The sequence below is a fragment of the Leptolyngbya sp. NK1-12 genome (genome assembly GCF_032598965.1).
Classification (GTDB): Bacteria; Cyanobacteriota; Cyanobacteriia; order Elainellales; family Elainellaceae; genus Elainella.
On the sequence record NZ_CP053587.1, the window covers coordinates 578588 to 601403 of the forward strand.

Here is a 22816-nt window from a genome sequence, read left to right on the forward strand (position 1 = left end):
TGATCTCACCGGGCTGATCTCGCAGGGCCAATCTCATAGGGCTAATTTCACAGATCCATGACTGGAAGCTGAATCACGAATTCGGTTCCCTGCCCTGGGGACGAGATACATTCCAGCTTGCCACCATGCTGCTGCGTCACAATTTGATAGCTAATCGAAAGTCCTAAACCCGTTCCTTTACCTTCTGGCTTGGTGGTAAAGAAGGCATCGAACAGTCGCTGCTGGATTTCTAAAGGAATCCCAGGGCCATCATCGACAATGTGAATCTCAACTCCATTGTCTGTAGCCGCCGTTCGGATCGTGATTGTATTTTGTTTTGGCTTCAGCCCTGCCGTTGTCCGAACCACATTTTCCTCTTCGATGGCATCAATAGCGTTCGCGATTAAGTTCATGAACACCTGATTCAGTTGTCCGCTATAGCATTTAAACGGTGGCAACTCACCGTATTGCTTAACCACTCGAATCGCTGGACAGTCGGGTTTCGCTTTAAGTCGATGGGACAAGATCATCAGCGTTGTGTTGAGGCCCATATGCAGATCCGTCCACTGTTTTTCCTTGCCATCCTGACGCGAGTAGTTTCGTAGCGACTGCATCACATCGCGAATCCGATCAATGCCCAGCTTCATAGAGTCAATCATCTGCGGCAGATCTTCGAGCAAAAATTCTAGCTCGATTTCCTCGGCATGGTTTTGGATCGCCGCGCCTGGTGTGGGATAGTGCTGCTGATAGTGCTGCAAATGCTCTACCAAATCCTGAATGTATTCAGCCGCGTGGGAGAGGTTTCCAGCAATAAAACCAATCGGGTTATTCACCTCATGGGCCACGCCCGCCACCAGTTGACCCAATTGGGAAATCTTTTCGGTTTGCACGAGCTGCGCCTGCGTGTGTTGCAGTTGTTCTAACGAAGCCTGAAGTTGATGAGATCTTTCTTGTTCGCGAGCATACAAACGGGCATTTTCGATCGCGATCGCCGCCTGAGCCGTCAGCAGCTTCAGTAATTCCAACCGTTCAGCCGTGAATGCTCCTAGCGTCAGGTTGTTCTCTAGATAAATAATCCCAATGAACTCGCCCTGGTAGAAAATCGGAGCACACAGAACCGATTGAGGCTGATAGCGTTGCAAGTAGAGATCGGAGCTAAACATCGCCTCCTGAGCCGCATTGTCCAAAACGAGAGGATACTGAGTCCTAGCAACGTAGTTGATCAGCGCTACTGGCACATCTGGACTCGCTTCCAGCGGTGTAGAATTCAGTGCCACAACGGTCTCATTGCCAGCTATCATCGCCTCAATGCACAACTGATTTTGCTGGTTGAGAATCAGGTAACCTTTTTGGGCCGCCGCATTTTCTAAAATGATGCTCAAAATTCGGCACGGCAATTTTTCTAGCAGTAGTTCACTGGCAATCGCTTCTGCCGCCTTCATGGCCGTAGCCAAATCTAAAATCACGGATGAGGTGGAAGTACTGCGGGTCGGTTGAGTATCCGCCAACAGAACCGGATTTCGATCGGGTAGTGCCTCGTAGTTGCGCAGAATCAAATCGGGATAACGGCTCTCTAGCTGCTGGACTTTGGCAATCGCACCCCATTGCATATAACCATAGTAGGCATCGGTCATGTAGCCTTGAGCGATTGATTTACGATTTTGTGACAAATAAAATTCAGCCGCTCGTTCACTGGCAATTGCCGCCTCCTGAATGTAGCCATTGGCAAGTGCGCCTTGAATCGCTTGATCATAACCCATCATGGCCTGATAAACCTGCTGTTCAGACCGCGCCAGTTCAGCGACGACCAAGTCTAACTTGTGCTGGTAATTCATCGGAGCTGCCTCAGCCCACCGTTGCAGCAAAATGTGATGCTCGGTAATCACTTGCCGGTACTCAGCCTGCTGAACTGCATCCACCTGATCCAAGCGCGCCAGTAGGATCAGCGCATAGTAAAACGAATGCTCAATCGAAGCCACCAATCCCGCTCCACTGCTAGCATAGCGGTCTGCCAAGGTGGCATTCTCAACGGCAACGGCATAGTTGTGAAACAGGTAGTTGAGAATTGCGCGGGCTGTGTACACTCCAAACAGGGACTGATGGTTTTGTGCGGCTTGCAGCCTGGGCAGCATTACGGTTTCATCAAAGCTTTCGCCAATTAGACGACAGGGGTTCCTACTCTCGCCCTGAAGGTTTAGCGTCACCTGTCGCCAAAATCGAGCGTAGTAAATTTGAAATTCTTGCTTCAGCTTCAGCAGCAAATTGACATACTGCAACTGAATCGAGTTCAACTGGTCTAGCGGCTCGCCGCTAAAAAACAGATGGTTGCAGTAATTCATCGCTGCATAGCTGACATATTCAATATCGCCTGTTTCCAAGCCAAGGTGAATCGCTTCTACTAGCGGAGCAAACGTTTCACGAATATGCTCCTTTTGGTGTCGAATAAAGCATTCAAAAATTTGTATAATACTGCATTCTAATTCCTTGGCATCAAACTGCTCTGCAAGTTTTAGCGCAATCTGACCCGCAGCGTAGGCTCGCTCTGGTGCATTGATAGTGCTACAAAACCAGCCATAGGCAATGTAGGCAAAAGGCGCTAAGGCAGAATGACCATACTCAATGCACAGCTGTAGCTGCATTAAAACAATCCAGCGAAAGATTTCAGCTTGGGTTTGATAGGCAGTAGTAGTCACCGTATTCAAAACTCGCAGAGCTGCCAGCTTGACTGGATCAGTCATTAGAGGAATTTGGTCTAGTTCAGCTAGCTGCGGCAATCGAATTGAGAAATGATTTTGCTCTAGCTGACTAACAATCGGTACACCTAGCATCGACAGGGCTTCCATACCAGTATCGATTGCTTTCATCATTTCCAACTGGGCCATATAAAGCTGTATTTTTAGCTCATAGGCTTTAACTTTATCTAAGTTGGTAATCGAATATTGCTCAATTCCGTTTACTAGCTGTTCCGAGCGAGCATAATCAGTATTGAGATAGGCCACTTCAGCAGCTTCAGCATACAACGCCAACGTTAGCTCATAGTCGCTTTGCCAACTATCCTGAGCCAGCAGCATAATACCTTGTTCCAGGTAGCTGAAAGCTGGTTCGTAGGCAGCAGCGGACTTGGCTTTTTGACCCGCGATCAGATTCAGTTGGGCCAATTTTGTTTTTTCGGTTTGCTCAACCAGCAGCTCGGCTCCCTTGTTCAGAGAATTGACAATCTCGAAAATGGCCGCTTCTAGATCGGTGGGGGCAGTATTTTGCAACAGCAGTTGCCCCACCCGTAAATGGGTAGCTGGCCTGTGCGATTCGGGAATCAGGGAATAGGCCGCCTGCTGCACCCGGTCATGCAAAAACCGATAGGCAACGCTAGCATGGTCAAATTCAAAAGCAGCCAATTCACTGTCGGCAAACAGCAGCGGAATTTTGTAGGTATTGTCGAAGGGTAAAATAAACCCATTCTCTAGAGCCGGCTGTAGCGTTTTTGCTAGCGATAACAGATTCATTTCACTCACTGTCGCTAGCCCCTGAATTGTGAAACGGTCGCCGACACAGGCTGCTAATTTAAGAACTGTCTGGGTCGGGAGCGGCAGTTTCTCGATATTGCTAGCCACCAATTCCACCACACTTTTATCGGCAATGTCGGTGGTTTGAATTGTTTGCAGATCCCACTGCCAGCGACCTTGAGCAAAATCAAACCTGATCAGCTTTTCCTGATAAAGCGTCTTTAAAAGCTGCTTGAGGAAAAAGGGATTGCCTTGGGTTTTAGTGAACAGTAGTTCCGCTAGTGCTTGATAGGCATTACTTTGAAAACCGCTTTGAAAACCGGCTTGTGAACCATCTTGAGAATCGCCTAAGGTATCTGCTACCAACTGCTGCACATGGTTGAGGGCTAGGGGGCGAATCACAATCTGGTTGACCACAGCTCCCGCCTGCTGAATTTCGGTCACGGTTTTGATCAACGGATGCACTGCATCCACTTCGTTGTCCCGGTAGGCTCCAATCAGGAGCAAATGGCGGCTATCTGGGTGGGTCATCAGCAGTTGGATCAACTTGAGCGAAGCTGAATCTGCCCACTGTAAATCATCCAAAAACAGCACCAGCGGATGATCTGGCTGAGTGAACACCTGAATAAACGACAGAAACACCCGATTCAGGCGGTTCTGAGCTTCGGTTGCGCCTAGTTCAGGTACGGCAGGCTGGGGGCCAATAATCAACTCCACTTCGGGAATCACATCTATGATCACCTGCCCATTCGCTCCTAGAGCGGCTAGCAGCTTTTCTCGCCAACTCTGCAACCGAGCCGAACTCTCAGTCATGAGCTGCTGGATTAAGGATTGAAACGCTTGAATAAGGGAAGCATAGGGAATATTGCGTTTAAACTGGTCGAACTTGCCAGAGATAAAATAGCCGCGATTCTGAGTAATCGGTTTATGAATCTCATTGACTAACGAAGATTTACCGATACCAGAATAACCAGTGATCAGCATCAGTTCAGATTGGGGAAGAGAAGTAGAACTTGCGATTGCCTGATTGCTAGAAGACTGATTGGCTTTAGCTGTGTGTTCCACAACCCGGTCAAACGCAGCCAGTAACATGGCCACCTCGGCTTCGCGTCCGTAGAGTTTTTGCGGAATCAGAAATTGCGCCCGGCGGTCACGGGCACCTGGAACGAAACAGGGAACGGTATGGCTGGTTTTGAGATGACTAAGGCAACATTCTAGATCGGCTTTAAGTCCGGTAGCACTCTGGTAGCGATCTTCCGCATTTTTCGCCATCAGCTTGCTGACTATTTCTGCGATCACTACCGGAATTGCTGGATTCAAAACCTGGATCGAGACAGGCTGTCTGGCAATGTGACAATGCACTAGCTCCAGCGGATCATTCCCACTGAACGGCAACTGGCCGGTCAGCATTTCATAGAAAGTGACGCCCAAGGAATAAAAGTCACTGCGGTGATCCACAGAACGATTCATCCGCCCCGTTTGTTCCGGCGACATATAGGCCAGGGTGCCTTCTAGTTGATCTGGATGCTTCAACTGGGGCACTTCTTTTCTGAGATGGGAAGCAATACTAAAATCAGTGAGTTTGACTTGTGCAGTGGCTGGATTAAAGATGATATTGGCCGGTTTGATGTCCTTGTGAATAATCGCATGCTGATGCAATACCTCTAACGCTTGCGCCAATTGCACCGCCATCTCAAGCCACCGGATCAGAGCTGGTTGATCCACGGGTTGACTTGGTTGCTCTGCCAGCCAATGGTTCAACGAACGCCCACCAAAATCCTCCAGCACCAAAACCACGCGATGCTGATGGGTTTCCAAACCGTAGGTTTTGACAATTTCCTCTAAGTCAAGGGACGCAGTAATTTGGTACTCATGCTTGAGGCGCGTCAACTGAGACAGATTCGGATAGTCTGCTTTCAGCGTCTTTAAAATTACAGGCTGCTGATGGGATTGAGACCAACCCCGATAGAGAATCGTCTCTGCTCCAACATGAACAACTTCGGTCAGGTGATAACCTGGCAACAAGCAAGTATCCAGCATGACAACTCTTCCCCAAATTCCCTTCCCTATAGCATGCCCAAGCTAGGGCAGAGCCTCGCAAGTTTAACGCCTTGTCGCCAGGTTAATCAAGTCCAACTAGAGGAATAAGTTCGCTTATCTTGCCGATTCACAAAGAATTGTTGGATTAAAGCTGATGTTGTTTAGCCATAATTCAGTCTTCCCAGTATTCAATGCCCATTCAACGCCCATTCAACGCTTATCCAACGCTTGGTACCCCCAATACCTTCACTTAGCGACTGAGCTGGGAGTCTGGGAAATCTGCTGACGCATCTTGAGCGGCTGAGCAGGATTTCCGGCGTAGATCGTCATTGGTTCTAGCGAACGACCGGTCACACTACCCAAAGCTAGGATTGCGCCACGTCCAATCGTAACTCCTGGGCCAACAACTGAGCGGGCCGCCAGCCAACTTCCCTGCTGAATGTATATAGTCGCAGTCCTTAATGCAAAACTTGGATGGTTCCAATCATGGTTGCCTGTACATAAGTAAACGTCTTGCGATATACAGACATGGCTCTCAATTGTAATTTCCGCTAGGTTATCCAACCAGGCATTTTCCCCAATCCAAACGTAATCGCCAAGGGTCAATCGCCAAGGGAACTTCACCCGCACCCCTGGTTTAATCCGCACGCCCCGACCAATCTGGGCACCAAATCGCCGTAACAGCCAAACTTTGAAGCCAGAAAATGGTAGGTAATAACTTTGTACCAGCAGCGACCCGACAAAATACCACAGCATCTGCTTCCAATAGGGTGCACCAGGTGTATAGGAACCAAGAGAATATTGATCTAGCCGCATAAATCATCTGCCTCCTTTTTTCTTTACGCGGCAATAGAATCAAATCCGGAGAGCTAACTAGCTTGGCGAACTAGATATAGCTATTGCTGTTATTATTTTCTATGCAATCTGGCTTTTACTTATTTGGTAGATAAAACTTTGTTAGATGTAACTTCATTAGATACAACGAAGAGGAAGGTTGTTATTGCACTCATAACGATCATTTCTCCACCATCTTCTAAAATGCCAAACACATGCTTTAGCGTCTTAGGTGACATAATATGTAGCATATCAACTACAATTCCGAATACTGCAAGTGCAGACAGTAGAATGATCAAGATTCTGGAAACCCTTCTAAACGTACTATCTCCCAGACGATAGGCAACACCAACACAAGTGAAGAAGAATAGACCCACTAAAGCAGACACTAGGATCTCCCCAAAATCCCGTGCTCGTAATCTAAACATAGGGGCAAAATTTAGCAATCTACTCAGATATAATCCCAGTGTTTCATGGATTTCAGCATAATCATCGATTAGAAGATAGAGAAAGAAGCAGATCCAGCTTAGATAAAGCAGTGAGCGTCTTCTGATAGCAATGAACCCTAGCAGAAGAATGCACCAATATTCTTTCATATACTGAAAAAATTCGGCATATCCTCTATCCATCTCAATGAAATAAGGATTTTTGTAGAGATTAGGATAAGAATCGCTCCAACCACCCATCAAGGCAACGATGTGTAATGCAAAAAAGCAAATATCTGTCGATAGAAATAGAAAAAATAATTTAGCAGACTGATTGCTGATACTGCTTCTGCATAGCCAGCTATCTTTGCCAATTTTCACTGCGAAATCTCCGTCCATGTGAGTACTTGTTGTAAAGTAAAACTGCAAAGACTAGGAAAGGTAAAGCTAAGCTCTGTCTACAACACGTACCTTGTCATGTCGCGCTGTTACGTCTGCAACCGTGCTACTTCCTAACCCGGTCATATTTAAGTTGTGCTCAAATTTTTGAGTATAATAATATGCTTTTTGAGTAGCTTAGTACCGGAAATATCCATGCAGCTTCACCAAAATTTAACCTAAAGTTAATACAGGAGCTTTGTTATCGAGCAACTGTCAATAGACAAGTTTTGCGTAATAGTGAAAATATAATCTAGGTTAATAAGAGGTTAATAGGAAAACGATGAGAGATCTCTCATCTAAGTAGGTGGGCACAATTATTGAGAAGACGCATTTCGACTCCGCTCAATGCGCAACTTTTCGGGAAGCAGAGGGTTGAGCGGAGCCTAAGTAGGTGGGCACAATTATTGAGAAGACGCATTTAGACTCTGCACAATGCGCAACTTTTCAGGAAACAGAGGGTTGAGCGGAGTCGAGACCTGGCATTGTGGAGCGAAGATTAATTTAGCCTACCTACTTATCTGCTAATCCAGCCATGCTTTGATTCAAAAACATTGGGATATACCGCTACTAACACAAAAAAGCCCAAAGTCTGATTAGAACTATCAAACCTTGGGCAATTAAGAAATCAGTTTTAGTGAATTTAGCCTTTAGAGCTAGAAAGAATTTAACTGCGAGTAGAAAAGACCGCTTTCTTAGACTTCTTGAGTCACTTCCGCAGCTTGTTTCTTCTTCCGCATCGCAGCAAGCCCCATGCCAATTAGACCAGGGAGAAGGGCAGGCGTGGGAATTGGCTGAAAATCCTTAGGAGTGTATAGAGTAGCATGAGATATACCCTGGGAAATACCTTTAGGATTGAGGAATCTATCTGTGTCCCAGTTTCCTGAGAAGACGGTTCCATCGAAGAAGTTATAGGCATGACCCCCTCCTGCCTTCATCGCTAGAACAAAGGGGCTCTTGTTGTTGATGATATTTTGAAGAAGAATCTCCCAGGTTCCACTTGTTGAATCGTCCGGACCGCCATTGTATGTCAATTTGAACGTGTCAGCAATTCCTTCATCAGGAGTAGTATTTGGAGCATTGATTTTTGACAGAAACTCCCACTCATAGTTTGAGAAGGGAGAATCATCAATGCTATTCAAATCAGACAAAGAATCATTTCCATTCAAAACATTGGTACAAATAGTTGCGCCAGCGAAATCACAATTTGTGGTGGTCGTACCAACAGTAGCAGCACTTGCCGAAGAGGTCGTTTGCAAAAGAGAACCAACCGTCATTGCGCCCATAGCAAGAGCGCCGATCAAAGCTTGTTTTTTCATTGTTTCTCCTGAACAAGAATGAAATGAATGAATGCATCCACTGACTGCTGAGACTTTTAACTCAAACTTTTCACATTATTTCTAACCAATCTGAAATCAACAGGGCATTATAAGGTCTCAGCAACTAAGAGCTAGCGCCCTGGGTAACGCACCTTGTTCAGTAGCCTGTATCGTAACATACTCTTTTTATCAGATGTGATATTTATCACTCAGGTTTTGCATAATTTCATATAATTGAATCTTGGTTCAGCTTTTCTTGTAATTGGGGTAAAGCGAAACTTATTAAATCCGGCGCTGCTGAATCCAGTATAATTTCGTCCCACAACATTCCAATTCTGGAGGCTAAAAACTACTCGCAGTCTCCCTTTCTGGAATGCCCGTTAGGGCTATAGGCTGAGGAATTTAAGGGACAAGGAATCTGAAATTATAAAAATTCATTCCTCGTTTAGTAATGCTTTAAACCCATGCAAATTCAATAATTATTACTCCAGCTCTTCAGGATTAGTATCGTTGTAGCGTAACCCGTTTGCAATCAAGCCAATTGTAGATTTCTGGAAAACGGCTAAATTTTCAACCGCTTGCTGAACCGCGGTTTTATCGGTTTTGTCTAGTCTGACAACTAGCAGGATGCCGTCAGTTTGCGTGGCGATCAGGCTGGCATCGGCTAGGCCCAATAGGGGAGGGGCATCATAAATCACCAGATCAAAGGTTTGATTGAGCTGAGCCATCAATCGCTTCATTTTGGTAGAACCAAGCAGTTGGGTTGGATCAACCGGAACATTGCCTGCGGTGAGAAGAAAGAAAGTGGCGTCAGGAAACGGTTGGGCTAAGGCTTCTTTCAACGGCAGATTTTCTACCAGCACATCACTCAAGCCTTTCTGCTCCTCCAGATTAAACCATTGTTGAAGTTGTGGTTGACGCAGATCGGTATCAACGAGCAACACTCGCTGCCCCATGGTTCTAGCAGTCTGGGCTAAGTGAAACGCAATCGTCGATTTTCCTTCACCGGGCAGGGCCGAGGTAATCACAACAGAGTGCAAAGGGTGGCCCGAATCGAGCAGACGGAGGTTCGTATGGAAAACACGCAACGCTTCTGTAAAGCTAACCGACACCGAAACGCTATCCAACTGCAAGGCTTGCGTCGAAGCCAACCGGCGACGGGACGATTTGCGCTTAGTCCGCTTTTTAATCACCTGCTGTAAAATGCGAGTGTACCAGGATTGGGATGTATCTTGTAAGGATTTACATAATGGCAGCACGCCCAAAACCGGCAGGCGAGTTTGTTGTTTCAAATCAGCCGCTGTGTGGAACGAGCTATCCACTTTTTCTAACAAAAACGCGGCTCCCACTCCCAACCCAGCGCTAATTAGAACTCCCATCAACAAGGCACGGTTTGTATCCGAACTAATTGGGGCATTGGGTAGGGCCGGAGTTTGCACAACCTGCCAGGGAATTTCAGTTTGGGCCGCCTGAATTTGAAGGGTTTCGCGAGCCGTCTGAAATCGATTCAAACTCTCATTGGCAATTTCTAACTCTCGCTGCAAATCATTATAATTTCGGGATAGAATCGGCAGCTGCTGCGCTTGAACGGCAACCTGATTTTGAGCCGCAATGATGGCTGCCTGCTGAATCTCTAGTGCCCGAATCTCGATCGCAGCGCCAGCCAATTTTCCGCCTAAACTACGAGCTGCTTCTTGGCGTAATAGCGGCAGCAGGTTCTGTCTTTTTTCTTGTAAAACTCGAATGGTTAGACTTTGAGGCTGAAACCGCGTTAACTCAGTAGCAATTTCGGCTTCAATTTGCTGTAACTGACCAATCAAGCCCTGATAGGTTGAACTTTCATTTAGTGCAGCCGCACTGCCCGATTCCTCTTGCAGCACCGAGAAATTAAATCTTGCCTGAGCTAAACTTTGCTCGACTTCCTGGCGCTTTTGTTCGAGTGAGCTAGTTTTTTGAGAAACCTGGTCGGTTTGGGTCTCTGGGTCAATGAAGTTATATCGCTGGCGAAACGCTTGCAGTTCATCTTGCAATGCGTTCACCCGTTCTTGCAGCGGCGGCAACTGGTTTTCAATAAACTGAATCCCTTGGCGTAAATTAGTTTGCCGTTCTGATAAACTGTAGCGTAAATAAACTTGGGCAACTTGATCCAGCACTGCTTTCACTTCTGCTGGATCATCGTCCTGATATTTGACTTCTAGAATTTTCGTCTCTCCTAATCTCGACACACTTAGATTAGCAGGCGAAAACTGATAGCCAGTGCCCGGATAGACTGCCTCTACCTGCTCAGCAATTTTCACCATCAAGTCCGGACTTCGCAGCACTTGCAGTTGAGTATCATAATCGAGGTTCCGCTGTCCGGATTGGCTTCCACCATCTTCCGTGAGATTAGACAAGCTGTTGTCTGCGTTAATTGGCTCGACCAATAGTCGAAATCCACTTTGGTAGATCAAGGGCTGATTTAGCGCAGAGCGAATCATAAACACCATCGCAATTCCAGCCACCCCAGCCACCACTACCATGCGGCGTTGCAGCATCTGCAAAAATCGGCGGGGATCGAAATCGCCTCCAGTTTGAGCGACTCCAGGTTGAATTGGCGGCAGCGGTGATCTGATCCCTGGCAGAGCGGGTTGATCGTTAAAATTGGGGACTGAAGCTTGGGACGAGGAAGAATCCATAGATGTTCGGTAGATTACTCCATATCAAGAATAAGAATATTGATATGATGATCAAAGATGCTTAAAAGGGGCGAAACGGAATCAACTGAAGTAGGGGACCAAGAATGCTGTTAATTTGATTAAATTGATCGCTGAATTGAGCTAGCCCAGAACGGCCTACCACTACAATGTCATTGTTTTGCAGCAGCGGATTCTCTGTTGTGTTGTATCCCTGCAAAATATCCATATGAATCGTGCGGCGGGTCAGCGTGCCGTTCGGCTCTAATCGAATCAGCTCTAGCTCGCGAGTCGCCCGATTATTGAGTCCGCCAGCGGCTAAGATAGCCTGATTCAACGTCGAGCTGGGTGCAACACTCACCACACCCGGAGATTTGACTTCACCCACCACGTTGACCTTGATTGCCTCAGGCGATACGTTGGCCGCAGTCAGCAGAACCGTTTCTTCAGGAGACAGGGCAGTCGCAGTCGGAATCACAATCCGATCGCCTTGTTGCAGCATCAGATCTTGATATAAGTTGCCAGATTGCAGCAGTTGCCAAAAGTCAATATTGATTACCTGTTCGGTGCCGCTGCGCGTGGGCCGACGAATTTGAATTTGGCGAATATTCGCAGTCGGTTTAACTCCTCCAGCTAACTGAATCGCCTGGGTTACAGTTGCCCGCCCCTCGCTACCCATCTTGTAGGCACCAGGCCGGAATACTTCCCCAACAATCGCCACATCAAACGGTTGGCTGGGCGTAGCTGCAAAATTGGAGGCCGCAAATTGCGTGGCTTCTGAAAAATCAACCGTCGCTGCTGTGGGAATGACAATCCGATCGCCGTCTCGCAGCTTCAAATCCTGGCCTAAATTGCCACCTTGCAGCAAATCGACTAGGTTAACGCTGATCGACTGGGAACCGTTGGGGCCGCTAGCGCGCTGCACCTGTACATTGCGTAAATCGGCAGCCTGAGTTGTGCCACCTGCGGTTTGAATGGCGCGTACAATACCTGGAAACTGAGCACCCTCAACGAGGGAAAGTGTGTAAGAACCGGGTTGCTGCACTTCTCCCACAATGGCCACCTGAAGTGGGCGAGCCTGCACAAGGCTGACCGTAACAATGGCATAGCGCAACTCCGATTGATACCGAGCCGAAATTTCTGCTTCCGCCTGAGCAACGGTCATTCCCGCTACCGAAAAACTGCCGACCAGCGGTAAATTCAACGTGCCGTCCGATTGCACCTGTGCCTCACCGTTATATTCCGGAGTATTAAAAAAGCGCAGCGCAATCCGATCGCCTGGTCCTAGTGTATAGGTTTCACTCACGCTGGCAGTTGGCACTCCAGTCGGAACTCCAGGAGATGTAGCCGGGGCCGCAGGTGGAACACCGGTTGCCTGAGAGGATGCGAGTTGCACAGGTGAGCGATTGGTTTGAGTGATAGCAACAGGGGCGGCTGGCTGAGGTGGTGGAGAAGCAGGTCGAGATGCAGCTATCACTGCCGGAATATCAGTAATCGGTTGATTCTGTAGCGGAGCTTGTGCCACCAGTTGGGTCGCAGCCTCCTGCGAAATCGCGGCATCAAGCGCTCTAGAAATTTGCTGAGCTGGCTGAGGCCGAGGCTCTAGTCTAGCGATTGGTGCTGTTTCAGTGGCGGACGGCGTTTGGATAGTCGCAGCGGGTGCAGGCGATGTGGGATTGCCAGAAGTTGGATTAGGGGAATGATTACGCTCTGCTTGAGGTTGAGCCGGGGCTGCTGCCGCTGCCTGAGCAGATAGATTTGATGGAGCAACATTCGGTGCTGCCTTTGCCGTCGTCGGATTTGGAGCCACATTTGCTGCTGTAGTGTTGCTAGGTGCAGCAGGAGTATTGTTAGGAGCAATATTAGCGGGTACGGTGTTATGAGATGGAGTTGTAGATGGAGTTGTAGATGAAGTCGAACTTGGTGCGGCAGGATTCGATAATGTATTTATGGATGTAGCTATTGATTGAGAATTAGCTCCAGCAACACTGGAAGCAGTACTGGAAGCAGTACTAAGAACTGCCGTATTTGGAGCCGGAGCCGGTTGGGCAGGGCGAGCTGCAATTGCGGTGGATGCAGATGCCGATTGGGCAGGAGCAGGTCTGGCAGGTACAGGTCTAGCCGGGGCTGCCGCCGTAGATATACCAGAGCCAACCGACTTTGCCACAATCCGATCAATCGGCAGATTAGCCGTGCTGGGAACATTGATTTCCGTCATTTGGGCAGACGGGCGAGCGGCGGGTTGGTGAGCTGGCACCGAAACTTTGGCTAGATCTTGAGCTAGCTTAGCCTCTCGTTGTTGCCGCTCTTTAGCCAAATTGCGGGTTACAGTCAATGGCTGGGCATTGATTACCTCTGGCGGCACAATTGTCTGTTGAATCGGCACTTGCACCGGCACCTTTGCTTCTGGTGCGGCAGCCATAGGTTTGTCGCTAGGTTTGTCTTTTGACGTTTCAGATTCAGGAGTGCCTGCAACTTTGTTGCTAATACCATACGCAGCCAAAACTCCCAGAGAGCAGAGAGCAGCCGTGGAGATTGTAGTAACACGCATTCTTAGCAAGCCTCAGCATAATTGGACAGATTCGCCCTACACCAACTACTGTTACTGGATCAAAGCAGGGCAGTCAGGACAATTACGAGAAAACTGTCCGGATTTAGAGTTGGAAGACGGGAACTTTATGCAGATGTTTCGCTCTATAAAGATTAAGCAAAGTCAGCTATGGCACTAGATTTTCAAAAAAAACCTGTTTACACTGGCTTTTATATTAACCAATTCACTGTCCTAGACGTTGCTTATCGCGAATTATTGGGGCTTACTGCCATATTTAGGCTAGCATCTTCCACCTACTGCTGTTTAGCACGCATCACTTCTGGATTGCTGTTTAGCCGTGTTTCTACCGGGAATAAGTTGTTGCAGAGCGCTAAGTTTTATCGTCTAGTCCCATAGGGGTTTCGTCTTCTACCCAGCCTGATAGCAATTTCATATCAGTTGTAAACCTCAATGCTTTGGCTATCATTCGCCCTCTGTCGCTCGTAGCCAAGCTACCAATGACTCATGGCTAATCATCCATGACCCATGTAATTGAATTGAGCTGATTGATATCAGGAGCATTTTCCATCCGCCAAGGTAAGCTGCTATCGAGCCATTCCCTGACGGTAAAAGAATCTGAGTTGAAATTACCGATTCGATTGGACAGGCATGCACTTCCCATTTGCAGATTGTTGCCTGCATATTCTGTGAGTCCTGATTTGACCCCTATGCTTTTATCCTGGTATCATCCGCTAGCTTGTTTCGTCGCTGGGCTAGCAGTATTTGGAATTGTCCCCATTGTTCGTGCTGTGGCGCTTGAGCAAGGATGGGTTGATTCGCCTTCGGCTCGTAAGGTACACCGGCAGCCCATTGTTCGAGTCGGAGGGGTAGCGATCTGCTTTGGAACCCTGATCTCTCTAACCGCTATTTGGATTTTACAAGGCTTCGTTGATTTATCGACTGAGGAAAACACTGAAATTTTAGCGGTTGTGCTCGGCAGTTTCGGCTTCTTTTTAATCGGTTTTGCAGATGATTTGTTAGGGCTGTCACCCATCGCTCGATTAATGGTACAGGTAGGAGTAGCGAGCTGCGTTTGGTTTGCTGGCGTCCAAATCGAGTTTGTCACCATTCCCGGTCTCGGCATTGTGCAGTTGGGATGGGTAGGCTTACCGCTGACGGTCATCTGGCTGACTGGCGTCGTCAACGCGATTAACTGGATGGACGGCCTGGATGGTTTGGCTTCGGGCGTATCCGGCATTGCAGCCATCACCATTTTTGTGATTTGTCTATTCACCAATCAGCCAGTTGCGGCCATCCTGATCGCGGCTTTAGCGGGGAGTCTACTGGGATTTCTCTACTACAACTTCAACCCGGCTCAAATCTTTATGGGAGATGGAGGTTCCTACTTCATTGGATTCATGGTGGCTGGGGTGAGTGTGATTGGCTTAGTCAAAAGTGCAATAGCGACTGCCGTTTTGCTGCCGTTTGTCATCCTGGCCGTACCCATTCTGGATATGTCGGCAGTGATTGTAACGCGGCTTTGGGATAGACGTTCCCCTTTTGTAGCAGACAATCGTCATTTACATCATCGTTTACTTAAGGCAGGTCTTTCCCATCGCTCAACCGTTTATGTTATTTACGCGCTAGCCTGGTGGGCCGGCAGTTTTGCCATGGCATTTGCCGGAATTCCCAACAGTTTAGCGATTGTGGCTAGCGCAACTGGGCTGCTAGGCTGCACCACTTGGAAAGTCTGGCAGTCGGTCAAGGCTTAATTAAAGACTTTCAGTTATGACGTGAATCAGGTTCAGTCCCGTTAGCAAGATCGCTTCCTGCAACCGCCTGAGGTGACTTGAATTCCAGCCCCCCACTTCCTATCTACCGCACTCAGCAGGTTTTCCAAGTTCAACGGCAAATCTGCATTTTGTTGCCCCTCCGTAAAAGGCTGAATAGAACTGTGAAACTGAACTATCAGGTCCCAAAGACAACCTATCTTTCTCTAGACACCACCAGTACGAGGACAAAGCCCCATGCTGTTAAACCTCTCGCTCAGTCGATTCGACTCTCGGTAATTACCCAATTTTTCCCGCCTGATTTTGCCGCCACCGGTCAGTTAATTGAAGAGCTAGTGCGTCAGCTCGGACAGCAAGGAGTAGATGTCAAAGTCTTTACCGGCCAACCTGGTTATGCCTTTCAATCTACCTCTGCTCCTGCCTATGAACAGGCTGGACTCGTGCAAATCAAACGCTCGCGCACCTCGCAGATGTGGCCCAAACGGATTCGCGGTAAGGCCATCAACGGCATTCTATTCATGATTCGCGCCGTATTGCATCTACTAAAGAATTGCCGTCGTCGCAACATTGTCTTAATCACAACCGCACCCCCGTTTCTACCAATTGTTGGCTATCTAGCACACCTGCTATTTGGCATGTCCTATATCTGTCTACTGTATGATTTGTATCCAGATATTGCTGTTGAGTTGGGAGTGATCTCTCGCCGACATTGGTTGACTCGACTTTGGCATGCCCTGAATGAGCAAGTTTGGAAACATGCGGACGGCATTATTGTGCTCAGCTCTGCTATGCAAGAACGGGTTGCCAATCGCTGCCCAGAGGTTGCCAATAAAATCTCTGTGATTCATAGCTGGGCCGATTCCAATACGATTGTGCCAATCCCCAAATCTAAAAATTGGTTTGCCATGAAGCACCGCTTGATTGAACCATTTACAGTGCTGTATTCAGGCAATTTGGGCCGCTGCCACGATGTAGATACCATGCTAGAAGCGGCGATCCTGCTCCGCGATGAACCGATTCAGTTTGTCTGCATCGGCAACGGTGCTAAACGCGAAATTTTGATCCAAAAGGTGCAAGAACTCGGATTAACTAATTTTCTATTTTTGCCGTACCAGGATAGAGACGTGTTACCCTACTCACTCACGGCCTGCGACCTATCCTTGGTCAGCGTCAGCCCCGGTATGGATAGTTTGGTGGCTCCGAGCAAACTCTATTCTGCCCTTTCTGCCGGTCGTCCGATTGCTGTGATTTGCCCCAAACAGGCTTACCTGAACCAAGTGATTGCCGAGGCAGGTTGTGGTGCCACCTTCGAGAATGGCGATGCCGCGAAACTAGCCAATTTTATCCGTCTACTGCAACAGGACCGGCAGACGGCTGAACGCATGGGCAAAGCCGGACGTCGCTACCTGCAGACTCACTTCACCCCCGAAATTATTGCAGGGCAGTACCTCACAGTCTTGAAACAGTGCGTTTTCAAGGGTTAACTTCACGGAAATTAGGGAGGTATTCTGATAGATTCATTGATCTGCATCACTGCATTAAATCTCCGTGAAGTGTAGCAGGTGCATTAGCTTCTCTCTGTAGAATTCTCTACAATGTAGAAGTGAATCACCCAATACTGAAATTCTCAGGATACCGTTGCTTCTACCGAAGGTTGCTCTACCAGGCTACCAGTTTCAGGGGTAATCGATCGTCACAAAACCAATGTCAGAAACCAACCCTGACTAGAGGTTAAAAGGAATTTCCTTAGCCGATTGTAGACAAACAGAAGCCATTCACATGCTTCCGTGTTCTTGGTAGCCTACCGCGTTTAGTTCCTCCTCAACCTGAACAATTATTCACCTAAGGTAGGTACAACAATGAATTTGAAGACCCTTAGCTTACTAACTGCTGCTGGACTAGCAGTAGCGGTAGCCGCTGAGCCAGTTCGAGCCATCTCCTTCGGTGTATCGCCGGATGGAAACCAATTTACCACGACCGTAGCAGGCGCAACCACTCTGACTTTCAGCGATGTTGCTACTCCTTCAGCCTCACCAATCAATTACACGAAAGGGCTCGCAAGCTATTCTGGTAATGGGCGATTCGTCGCTGGTTCTATTGGTGGTCGATACGCAGAACCACCCAATAATCAGCCCGCCTACTTGACCCTAGGCGCTGGGCAAGAACCCGGTCCGGTCCGCATTGACTTCAGCACAGCGCTAAATTACTTTGGCTTGTACTGGGGATCGATCGACAGCTTTAACTCAATCAGCTTCTTTAGCCAGGGTAAGTTGTTGAAAACGATCGTAGGCTCAGATATTCGCAATCCAGCAAACGGAAATCAGCAATTAACTGGTGCCAGATTTGTCGATTTCTTTGCTGATGCTGGCAAGTCCTTTGACCGAATTGATCTGATTTCGTCCAGCGCCGCCTTTGAAAGCGATAACCATGCGTATCGTGCCGTTCCTACGCCTGCACTTTTACCTGGATTAATAGCGATGGGTGCTGCGGCGTTGCGTAAGCGTAAAGGGGAACAGTCTGAGCAACCTGAAGAGGTGAAAGCGTAACTCTTACAATTTGGGTTAAATCTTCAACGTGTGAGGATTGCGTATAACACCAAGCTTTAGTAGGGGTTACGGGTGACTACTTGAACAAGTGGTCACTCCTCCCCTGTCTCTCGCAAGTTTGAAACGCTCATACCGATTTTCTAATTTCACTGTCTTGTCTACTCCATTGCTTCATCATTGTGGCTTAACTCTTAAAATCTTTAAATCAAGATTTGAGGAAGCGAAATTCTCCGGAGCTTCAAGATGGCGTTTGGATACTGCTTTATTTCCATCATCAATTCTATTTCTTAATCTGGTGAACTTTCATGGCATCTATTTCTTCGCCCATTTCTAATTCCGCAGGCTCTTATGGCCCTAGAGGGATATGCCAAATCGTTGGCTTAGTTTGTCTGGCAGGTTTTATTATCGATATGCTAGTGCTAGCACTACCGCCGCAAATTGGTAATGTAGAGTGGCGGATCGGCATTGTTCAGCAAATGTCGGATCGCAGTATTGTTTTGTTATTTGGTGCAGCGTTGCTGATTTTTGGCAATCTTGAGAATCGCCGCTGGTTAAAGCGATTTTCTACCTTTTGCTTGGTTGCAGGTGTAGTATTTCTGTTGTCTTGTTTGCTAGTGGTTGCAGATGGCCTGAAATTTCAGCAGCAAGCACTCACTAACATCAGCACTCAAGCCTCCCAAATTCAGTCTCAGATCCAGAGTGCTCAATCTAATCCTAGGGCGGCTGGAGCGAATATTACTGAGGAGGATTTAAGGCGCGCTTCGGAGTTGTTGAATACCCAAGCCAACTCTTTAAAGCAAAATGCTAAACGATCTGTCCTCAAAACAGGTGCGGCAAGTATCAGCAATCTACTCATCGTTGGTTTGGGATTGGTTAGCTTGGGCCGCTATGGTATGAACCTTCGCAGAAGCAGAGCCTAATGAAATCAAACAAAGCAGGGAAAGCGAGAAAAGCAAGACAAATTGCTCAAGATATCCTACGTGAATGCCTGAGAACGCCCCACAATCGAATTGTTAGCTGCGGCATATTAGTAGGATTTTTCTACCTCCCCTCACGGTTACTAGATTTGATCACCGCGACTCTGCGCGGAACACCCAGTATTTTAATGACGGCGGCCATTGGTCTGGGGTTGCACATGCTTTGGCAGAAACGTCATCAACTCGCAAAGCTGCAAGTCTCAGAAGCAGACCGATTATTGGGACATTTGCTGATCATAGGCGGCATTATTTTGGCCCCGGCGGCTTTTTGGGTTGAGTGGTCTCAACGACTCGATTGGGCAGTTATCTTAATAGGCATAGCCTGTAGCTGTTGGGGAATGGAGTTCTTTAGACTCTATCCGCTACCAACATTTCTGATTGGAATGGGGCTATTTCCTCAACCCTTCCAGGTCGCCAAAGAGATTTGGCAAGCCTTTCTACCGCCACAAATTTTAGAGCGATTCATGGCTTGGGCAGGCAATTTAGGGCTACTGGCCATTGGTCAACCTTCAGTTTTGCAGAGCACAGCGATTTCGTTACCGGGTGGCACGGTTGATGTGCAATGGGGCTGTAATGGGTTCGACATGATGCTGACGATGGCTGCTGCCAGTCTAGTTCTAGGGCTATTTTTGCAGCAAAGCGCTCTGAAAATAACTGGCATGATTGTGGTAGGAATGGTGCTGGCTTTGTTATTTAATATTCCTCGCATCATGTTGATGGCAATGGCAGAAGCTTACTGGGGCAAAGCCGCTTTTGAATTTTGGCACGGTGCATGGGGCGGACAGATTTTCTCTACGCTTTTGTTCACAATTTACTACTATGTTGTGATGGCCCTTGTCAAGAGGAGTTCCATAAAATCTACAGTCCACTCACGTTGAGTATCCAGCATTTGTTTTGCCGCTAAACTCTCCTGATTTGTAAAACCACTAGAGTAAAAAGGGATAGTTAGTAAAACTTAAAGAGTGGTTTCCAGGTTGATCTACCTGCTGTAAACAACTCGATCTCAGCTAACTGCAAGCAACTCAATACTCTCGTTTTAAGTGGGAGTGGGCTTTGATGGTCAAGTTGATCTCAGTCTCTCCCCTCGTAACCTCTGTTAGTGTGTTTGCAAAAGGAGGCCGAATTGCAGAGAAGGTGTGACCGAAATCGGAAGCGTTCTAAACGACGGGCTATTCACTGTCCCGTTCATGGCTGTCATCTTGATAGTGCTAGCCAGAAGCATCCGTTGTTTGCCGATCGAGTAGGTCAATTACAGCAACGTGGGGTGAATCGTCGAAACGCCCTAATGTTGGTTGCATCTCGAGCTACAGTTCCGTTAGAAGGAGAATGGTTAGAGGCGTTTTGGTGCAGTGAATGCCAACAAACGCGTTGGTATCACGTTCGCAAGACTTCTGACCGTACTTATGAAGTTTCCCTGGCTCCTGCTGAGCTGTGGCAACAGGCAACGGGTGTAATTCATCCGCAGGGAAATCCTTCGGTGGGAGAGTTTACTCGAAAACACGCGAGAATGTTGAACTATAACGGCATTGCACAGTTTAAGTATATAGGTTGAGCCAATGGTAAACGATCAAGCTGCTCAGAGGCAGGAGTTGTTGATTGAGGCTGGACGAACTGAACGTCAATATTGGCAAGATCTATGGCGCTATCGAGAATTATTTTATTTTCTTGCCTGGCGCGATATTTTGGTTCGCTACAAGCAAACCACGATTGGAATCGCCTGGGCTTTGATTCGTCCGTTCTTGACAATGGTCGTGTTTACTATTGTATTTGGCAATCTTGCTAAGCTACCTTCTGAAGGCGCTCCTTATCCAATTCTGGTGTTCTCAGCTATGTTGCCTTGGCAGTTTTTTTCTAATGCTTTGTCAGAGTGTAGCAATAGCTTAGTTGGAAATGCCCATTTAATCTCAAAAGTTTACTTTCCAAGATTGATTGTGCCAGCCAGCGGTGTGATTGTCAGCTTTGTAGATTTTTTGATTTCTGGCACCATTTTATTAGGACTAATGGCTTGGTTTAATTTCATCCCAAGCTGGCGTATTCTAACCCTACCCCTGTTCATTGCCATTACTTTTGCAGCTTCGATTGGCGTGGGGCTTTGGTTGGCAGCACTGAATGTGCAATATCGAGACTTTCGCTTTTTAATTCCGTTCATTGTCCAGTTTGGACTTTATATTTCTCCAGTAGGGTTTAGCAGCAGTATTGTACCAGATGAATGGCGCTTGCTCTATTCATTGAACCCAATGGTGGGCGTAATCGATGGTTTTCGCTGGGCGATTTTAGGCGGGCAATCTCAGATTTATCTGCCAGGCTTTATACTGTCGCTGGTACTGGTGCTTGTGCTATTTTCTAGCAGCATTTGGTATTTCCGTAAAACAGAGCGGCGCTTTGCCGATGTAATTTAGACATCTGTCTGTTAATCAAATTTCTTTTGCTTTTGTAGTTTTGCCTTCGTTCAAAAATTATCTATGAGCCATCCGGTCGTTTGCGTTGAAGGTCTGGGTAAGAAATACATCATTGGACATCAGCAAAAAGAACGCTATACAACCTTGCGCGATACTCTTAGCAATGTAGGGAAAAAACTGTTGCGCGGTTTTGGAAATTCAAAATTCAGGTCTGAGAATCCTACTCAAGAAGAGTTTTGGGCGTTACGAGATGTCTCGTTTGAGATTAAGCAGGGCGATCGGGTTGGAATTATTGGACGTAATGGGGCTGGTAAATCAACCCTATTGAAAATCTTGAGCCGGATTACAGAACCAACAAAGGGCAGAATTCGGATTCAAGGAAGAGTAGCCAGTTTGCTGGAGGTAGGTACGGGTTTCCATCCAGAGTTAACCGGACGGGAAAATATTTTTCTGAATGGGGCAATCTTGGGCATGAGCAAGGCAGAAATCAAGCGCAAGTTTGATGAGATAGTTGCGTTCGCTGAGATTGAAAAGTTTTTGGATACGCCTGTAAAGCGGTATTCGTCTGGGATGTATGTGCGATTAGCATTCGCGGTTGCAGCTCATTTGGAGCCAGAGATTCTAATTGTGGATGAGGTACTAGCAGTTGGAGATGCCCAGTTTCAAAAGAAATGTCTGGGCAAGATGGACCAGGTTGCCAATGAAGGTCGTACTGTTATTTTCGTAAGTCACAGTATGGGAACTATTAGCACACTTTGTAATAAAGCTCTTTATTTAGCTAGAGGTCATGTTATAGATACTGGATCGGCAGATCAAGTTATCAAAAAATATTTTTCTGACACTTTGCAAAATCAGACGGAAGATCTAAATGAGCTACGACTGCCAGGATATGGTAAACAAGTTAAATTTGTTGATATCAGATTAGAATCCAAAGAGACGAATTTAGAATTTGGGCAACCAATTAGATATGAACTTACTGTCGAATCAGATCACAACATTGATGGATTAAGTATTGGTTCGAGTATTTTTAGTACGAATGGAAACTGCATAGGGTCATTGATTACAGAAGAGTTTTCAATTAGAGCAAGCCAAAGATTAGTTTTACAGTTGATTATCCCAAATTCCAATCTTGCACCGGGAGCTTACTATTCTGGCTTTAGCGTAGGTTTCGGGCATAAGAAAGGTTACAGACAGGATCTAGATATAGTTATAGGAAGGCCCTGCTTTGAGATTAGACCAACCCCCAATGCTCAATTTCAAATTGCAAATTGGCATTCTAATTGGGGAAGCATAGTGTTCAACGATATTCATCTACTCAAAAAACAAGTAGACACCAATAATCAAAACCTTATTAGTAGATAGTA

The 22816-nt window shown here is 47.1% G+C and carries 14 protein-coding genes; 8 read left to right on the top strand and 6 right to left on the bottom strand.

The window, feature by feature from the left end; all coding sequences use genetic code 11:
- Nucleotides 1-47 precede the first annotated feature (47 nt).
- The 6 genes from HJG54_RS30780 to HJG54_RS30805 form a co-directional block, all read right to left on the bottom strand.
- Nucleotides 48-5522, bottom strand: a complete 5475-nt coding sequence (locus HJG54_RS30780; RefSeq protein WP_316436935.1) for a trifunctional serine/threonine-protein kinase/ATP-binding protein/sensor histidine kinase — start codon at nt 5520-5522, stop codon at nt 48-50.
- Nucleotides 5523-5768: 246 nt separating this feature from the next.
- Nucleotides 5769-6338 (bottom strand): putative colanic acid biosynthesis acetyltransferase, encoded by a 570-nt coding sequence (locus tag HJG54_RS30785; RefSeq protein ID WP_316436936.1) that lies wholly within the window; start codon nt 6336-6338, stop codon nt 5769-5771.
- A gap of 119 nt (nt 6339-6457) precedes the next feature.
- Nucleotides 6458-7180, bottom strand: a complete 723-nt coding sequence (locus HJG54_RS30790) for a hypothetical protein (protein WP_316436937.1) — start codon at nt 7178-7180, stop codon at nt 6458-6460.
- A gap of 734 nt (nt 7181-7914) precedes the next feature.
- Nucleotides 7915-8538 (bottom strand): PTPA-CTERM sorting domain-containing protein, encoded by a 624-nt coding sequence (locus HJG54_RS30795; protein ID WP_316436938.1) that lies wholly within the window; start codon nt 8536-8538, stop codon nt 7915-7917.
- Nucleotides 8539-9020: 482 nt separating this feature from the next.
- Complete coding sequence (locus HJG54_RS30800) at nt 9021-11213, bottom strand: GumC family protein (RefSeq protein ID WP_316436939.1); 2193 nt, start codon at nt 11211-11213, stop codon at nt 9021-9023.
- Between the two features lie 61 nt (nt 11214-11274).
- Nucleotides 11275-13632 (bottom strand): SLBB domain-containing protein, encoded by a 2358-nt coding sequence (locus tag HJG54_RS30805; protein WP_316436940.1) that lies wholly within the window; start codon nt 13630-13632, stop codon nt 11275-11277.
- A gap of 836 nt (nt 13633-14468) precedes the next feature.
- Here HJG54_RS30805 and HJG54_RS30810 point away from each other — a divergent pair.
- The 8 genes from HJG54_RS30810 (at nt 14469) to HJG54_RS30845 (ending at nt 22814) form a co-directional block, all read left to right on the top strand.
- Nucleotides 14469-15512 carry a glycosyltransferase family 4 protein gene (locus tag HJG54_RS30810; protein WP_316436941.1) on the top strand — a complete coding sequence of 348 codons (1044 nt, stop codon included), beginning with the start codon at nt 14469-14471 and terminating at the stop codon, nt 15510-15512.
- A 182-nt stretch (nt 15513-15694) separates the two neighbouring features.
- Nucleotides 15695-17014: a glycosyltransferase family 4 protein gene (locus tag HJG54_RS30815; RefSeq protein ID WP_316436942.1), complete on the top strand. Its 1320-nt coding sequence runs from the start codon at nt 15695-15697 to the stop codon at nt 17012-17014.
- A 375-nt stretch (nt 17015-17389) separates the two neighbouring features.
- The gene (locus HJG54_RS30820) at nt 17390-18076 is read left to right on the top strand and encodes a PTPA-CTERM sorting domain-containing protein (protein WP_316436943.1); all 687 of its coding nucleotides are present in this window, start codon (nt 17390-17392) and stop codon (nt 18074-18076) included.
- Nucleotides 18077-18381: 305 nt separating this feature from the next.
- Entirely contained in the window at nt 18382-18996 is a 615-nt protein-coding gene (locus HJG54_RS30825) for an HpsJ family protein (RefSeq protein WP_316436944.1), read from the top strand.
- Nucleotides 18996-19931 carry a cyanoexosortase C gene (crtC, locus tag HJG54_RS30830; protein WP_316436945.1) on the top strand — a complete coding sequence of 312 codons (936 nt, stop codon included), beginning with the start codon at nt 18996-18998 and terminating at the stop codon, nt 19929-19931. Before HJG54_RS30825 ends, crtC begins: the two co-directional genes overlap by 1 nt.
- A gap of 407 nt (nt 19932-20338) precedes the next feature.
- Nucleotides 20339-20605, top strand: a complete 267-nt coding sequence (locus HJG54_RS30835) for a hypothetical protein (protein WP_316436946.1) — start codon at nt 20339-20341, stop codon at nt 20603-20605.
- A gap of 4 nt (nt 20606-20609) precedes the next feature.
- Entirely contained in the window at nt 20610-21452 is an 843-nt protein-coding gene (locus HJG54_RS30840) for an ABC transporter permease (RefSeq protein ID WP_316436947.1), read from the top strand.
- Between the two features lie 63 nt (nt 21453-21515).
- Entirely contained in the window at nt 21516-22814 is a 1299-nt protein-coding gene (locus HJG54_RS30845) for an ABC transporter ATP-binding protein (RefSeq protein WP_316436948.1), read from the top strand.
- Nucleotides 22815-22816: the final 2 nt, after the last annotated feature.

Coding starts and splice junctions, on each gene's coding strand:
- HJG54_RS30780 (WP_316436935.1), bottom strand. CDS start 5,522: ATGCTGGATACTTGCTTGTTGCCAGGTTATCACCTGACCGAAGTTGTT.
- HJG54_RS30785 (WP_316436936.1), bottom strand. CDS start 6,338: ATGCGGCTAGATCAATATTCTCTTGGTTCCTATACACCTGGTGCACCC.
- HJG54_RS30790 (WP_316436937.1), bottom strand. CDS start 7,180: ATGGACGGAGATTTCGCAGTGAAAATTGGCAAAGATAGCTGGCTATGC.
- HJG54_RS30795 (WP_316436938.1), bottom strand. CDS start 8,538: ATGAAAAAACAAGCTTTGATCGGCGCTCTTGCTATGGGCGCAATGACG.
- HJG54_RS30800 (WP_316436939.1), bottom strand. CDS start 11,213: ATGGATTCTTCCTCGTCCCAAGCTTCAGTCCCCAATTTTAACGATCAA.
- HJG54_RS30805 (WP_316436940.1), bottom strand. CDS start 13,632: ATGGCTGCCGCACCAGAAGCAAAGGTGCCGGTGCAAGTGCCGATTCAA.
- HJG54_RS30810 (WP_316436941.1), top strand. CDS start 14,469: ATGCTTTTATCCTGGTATCATCCGCTAGCTTGTTTCGTCGCTGGGCTA.
- HJG54_RS30820 (WP_316436943.1), top strand. CDS start 17,390: ATGAATTTGAAGACCCTTAGCTTACTAACTGCTGCTGGACTAGCAGTA.
- HJG54_RS30825 (WP_316436944.1), top strand. CDS start 18,382: ATGGCATCTATTTCTTCGCCCATTTCTAATTCCGCAGGCTCTTATGGC.
- crtC (WP_316436945.1), top strand. CDS start 18,996: ATGAAATCAAACAAAGCAGGGAAAGCGAGAAAAGCAAGACAAATTGCT.
- HJG54_RS30835 (WP_316436946.1), top strand. CDS start 20,339: ATGTTGGTTGCATCTCGAGCTACAGTTCCGTTAGAAGGAGAATGGTTA.
- HJG54_RS30840 (WP_316436947.1), top strand. CDS start 20,610: ATGGTAAACGATCAAGCTGCTCAGAGGCAGGAGTTGTTGATTGAGGCT.
- HJG54_RS30845 (WP_316436948.1), top strand. CDS start 21,516: ATGAGCCATCCGGTCGTTTGCGTTGAAGGTCTGGGTAAGAAATACATC.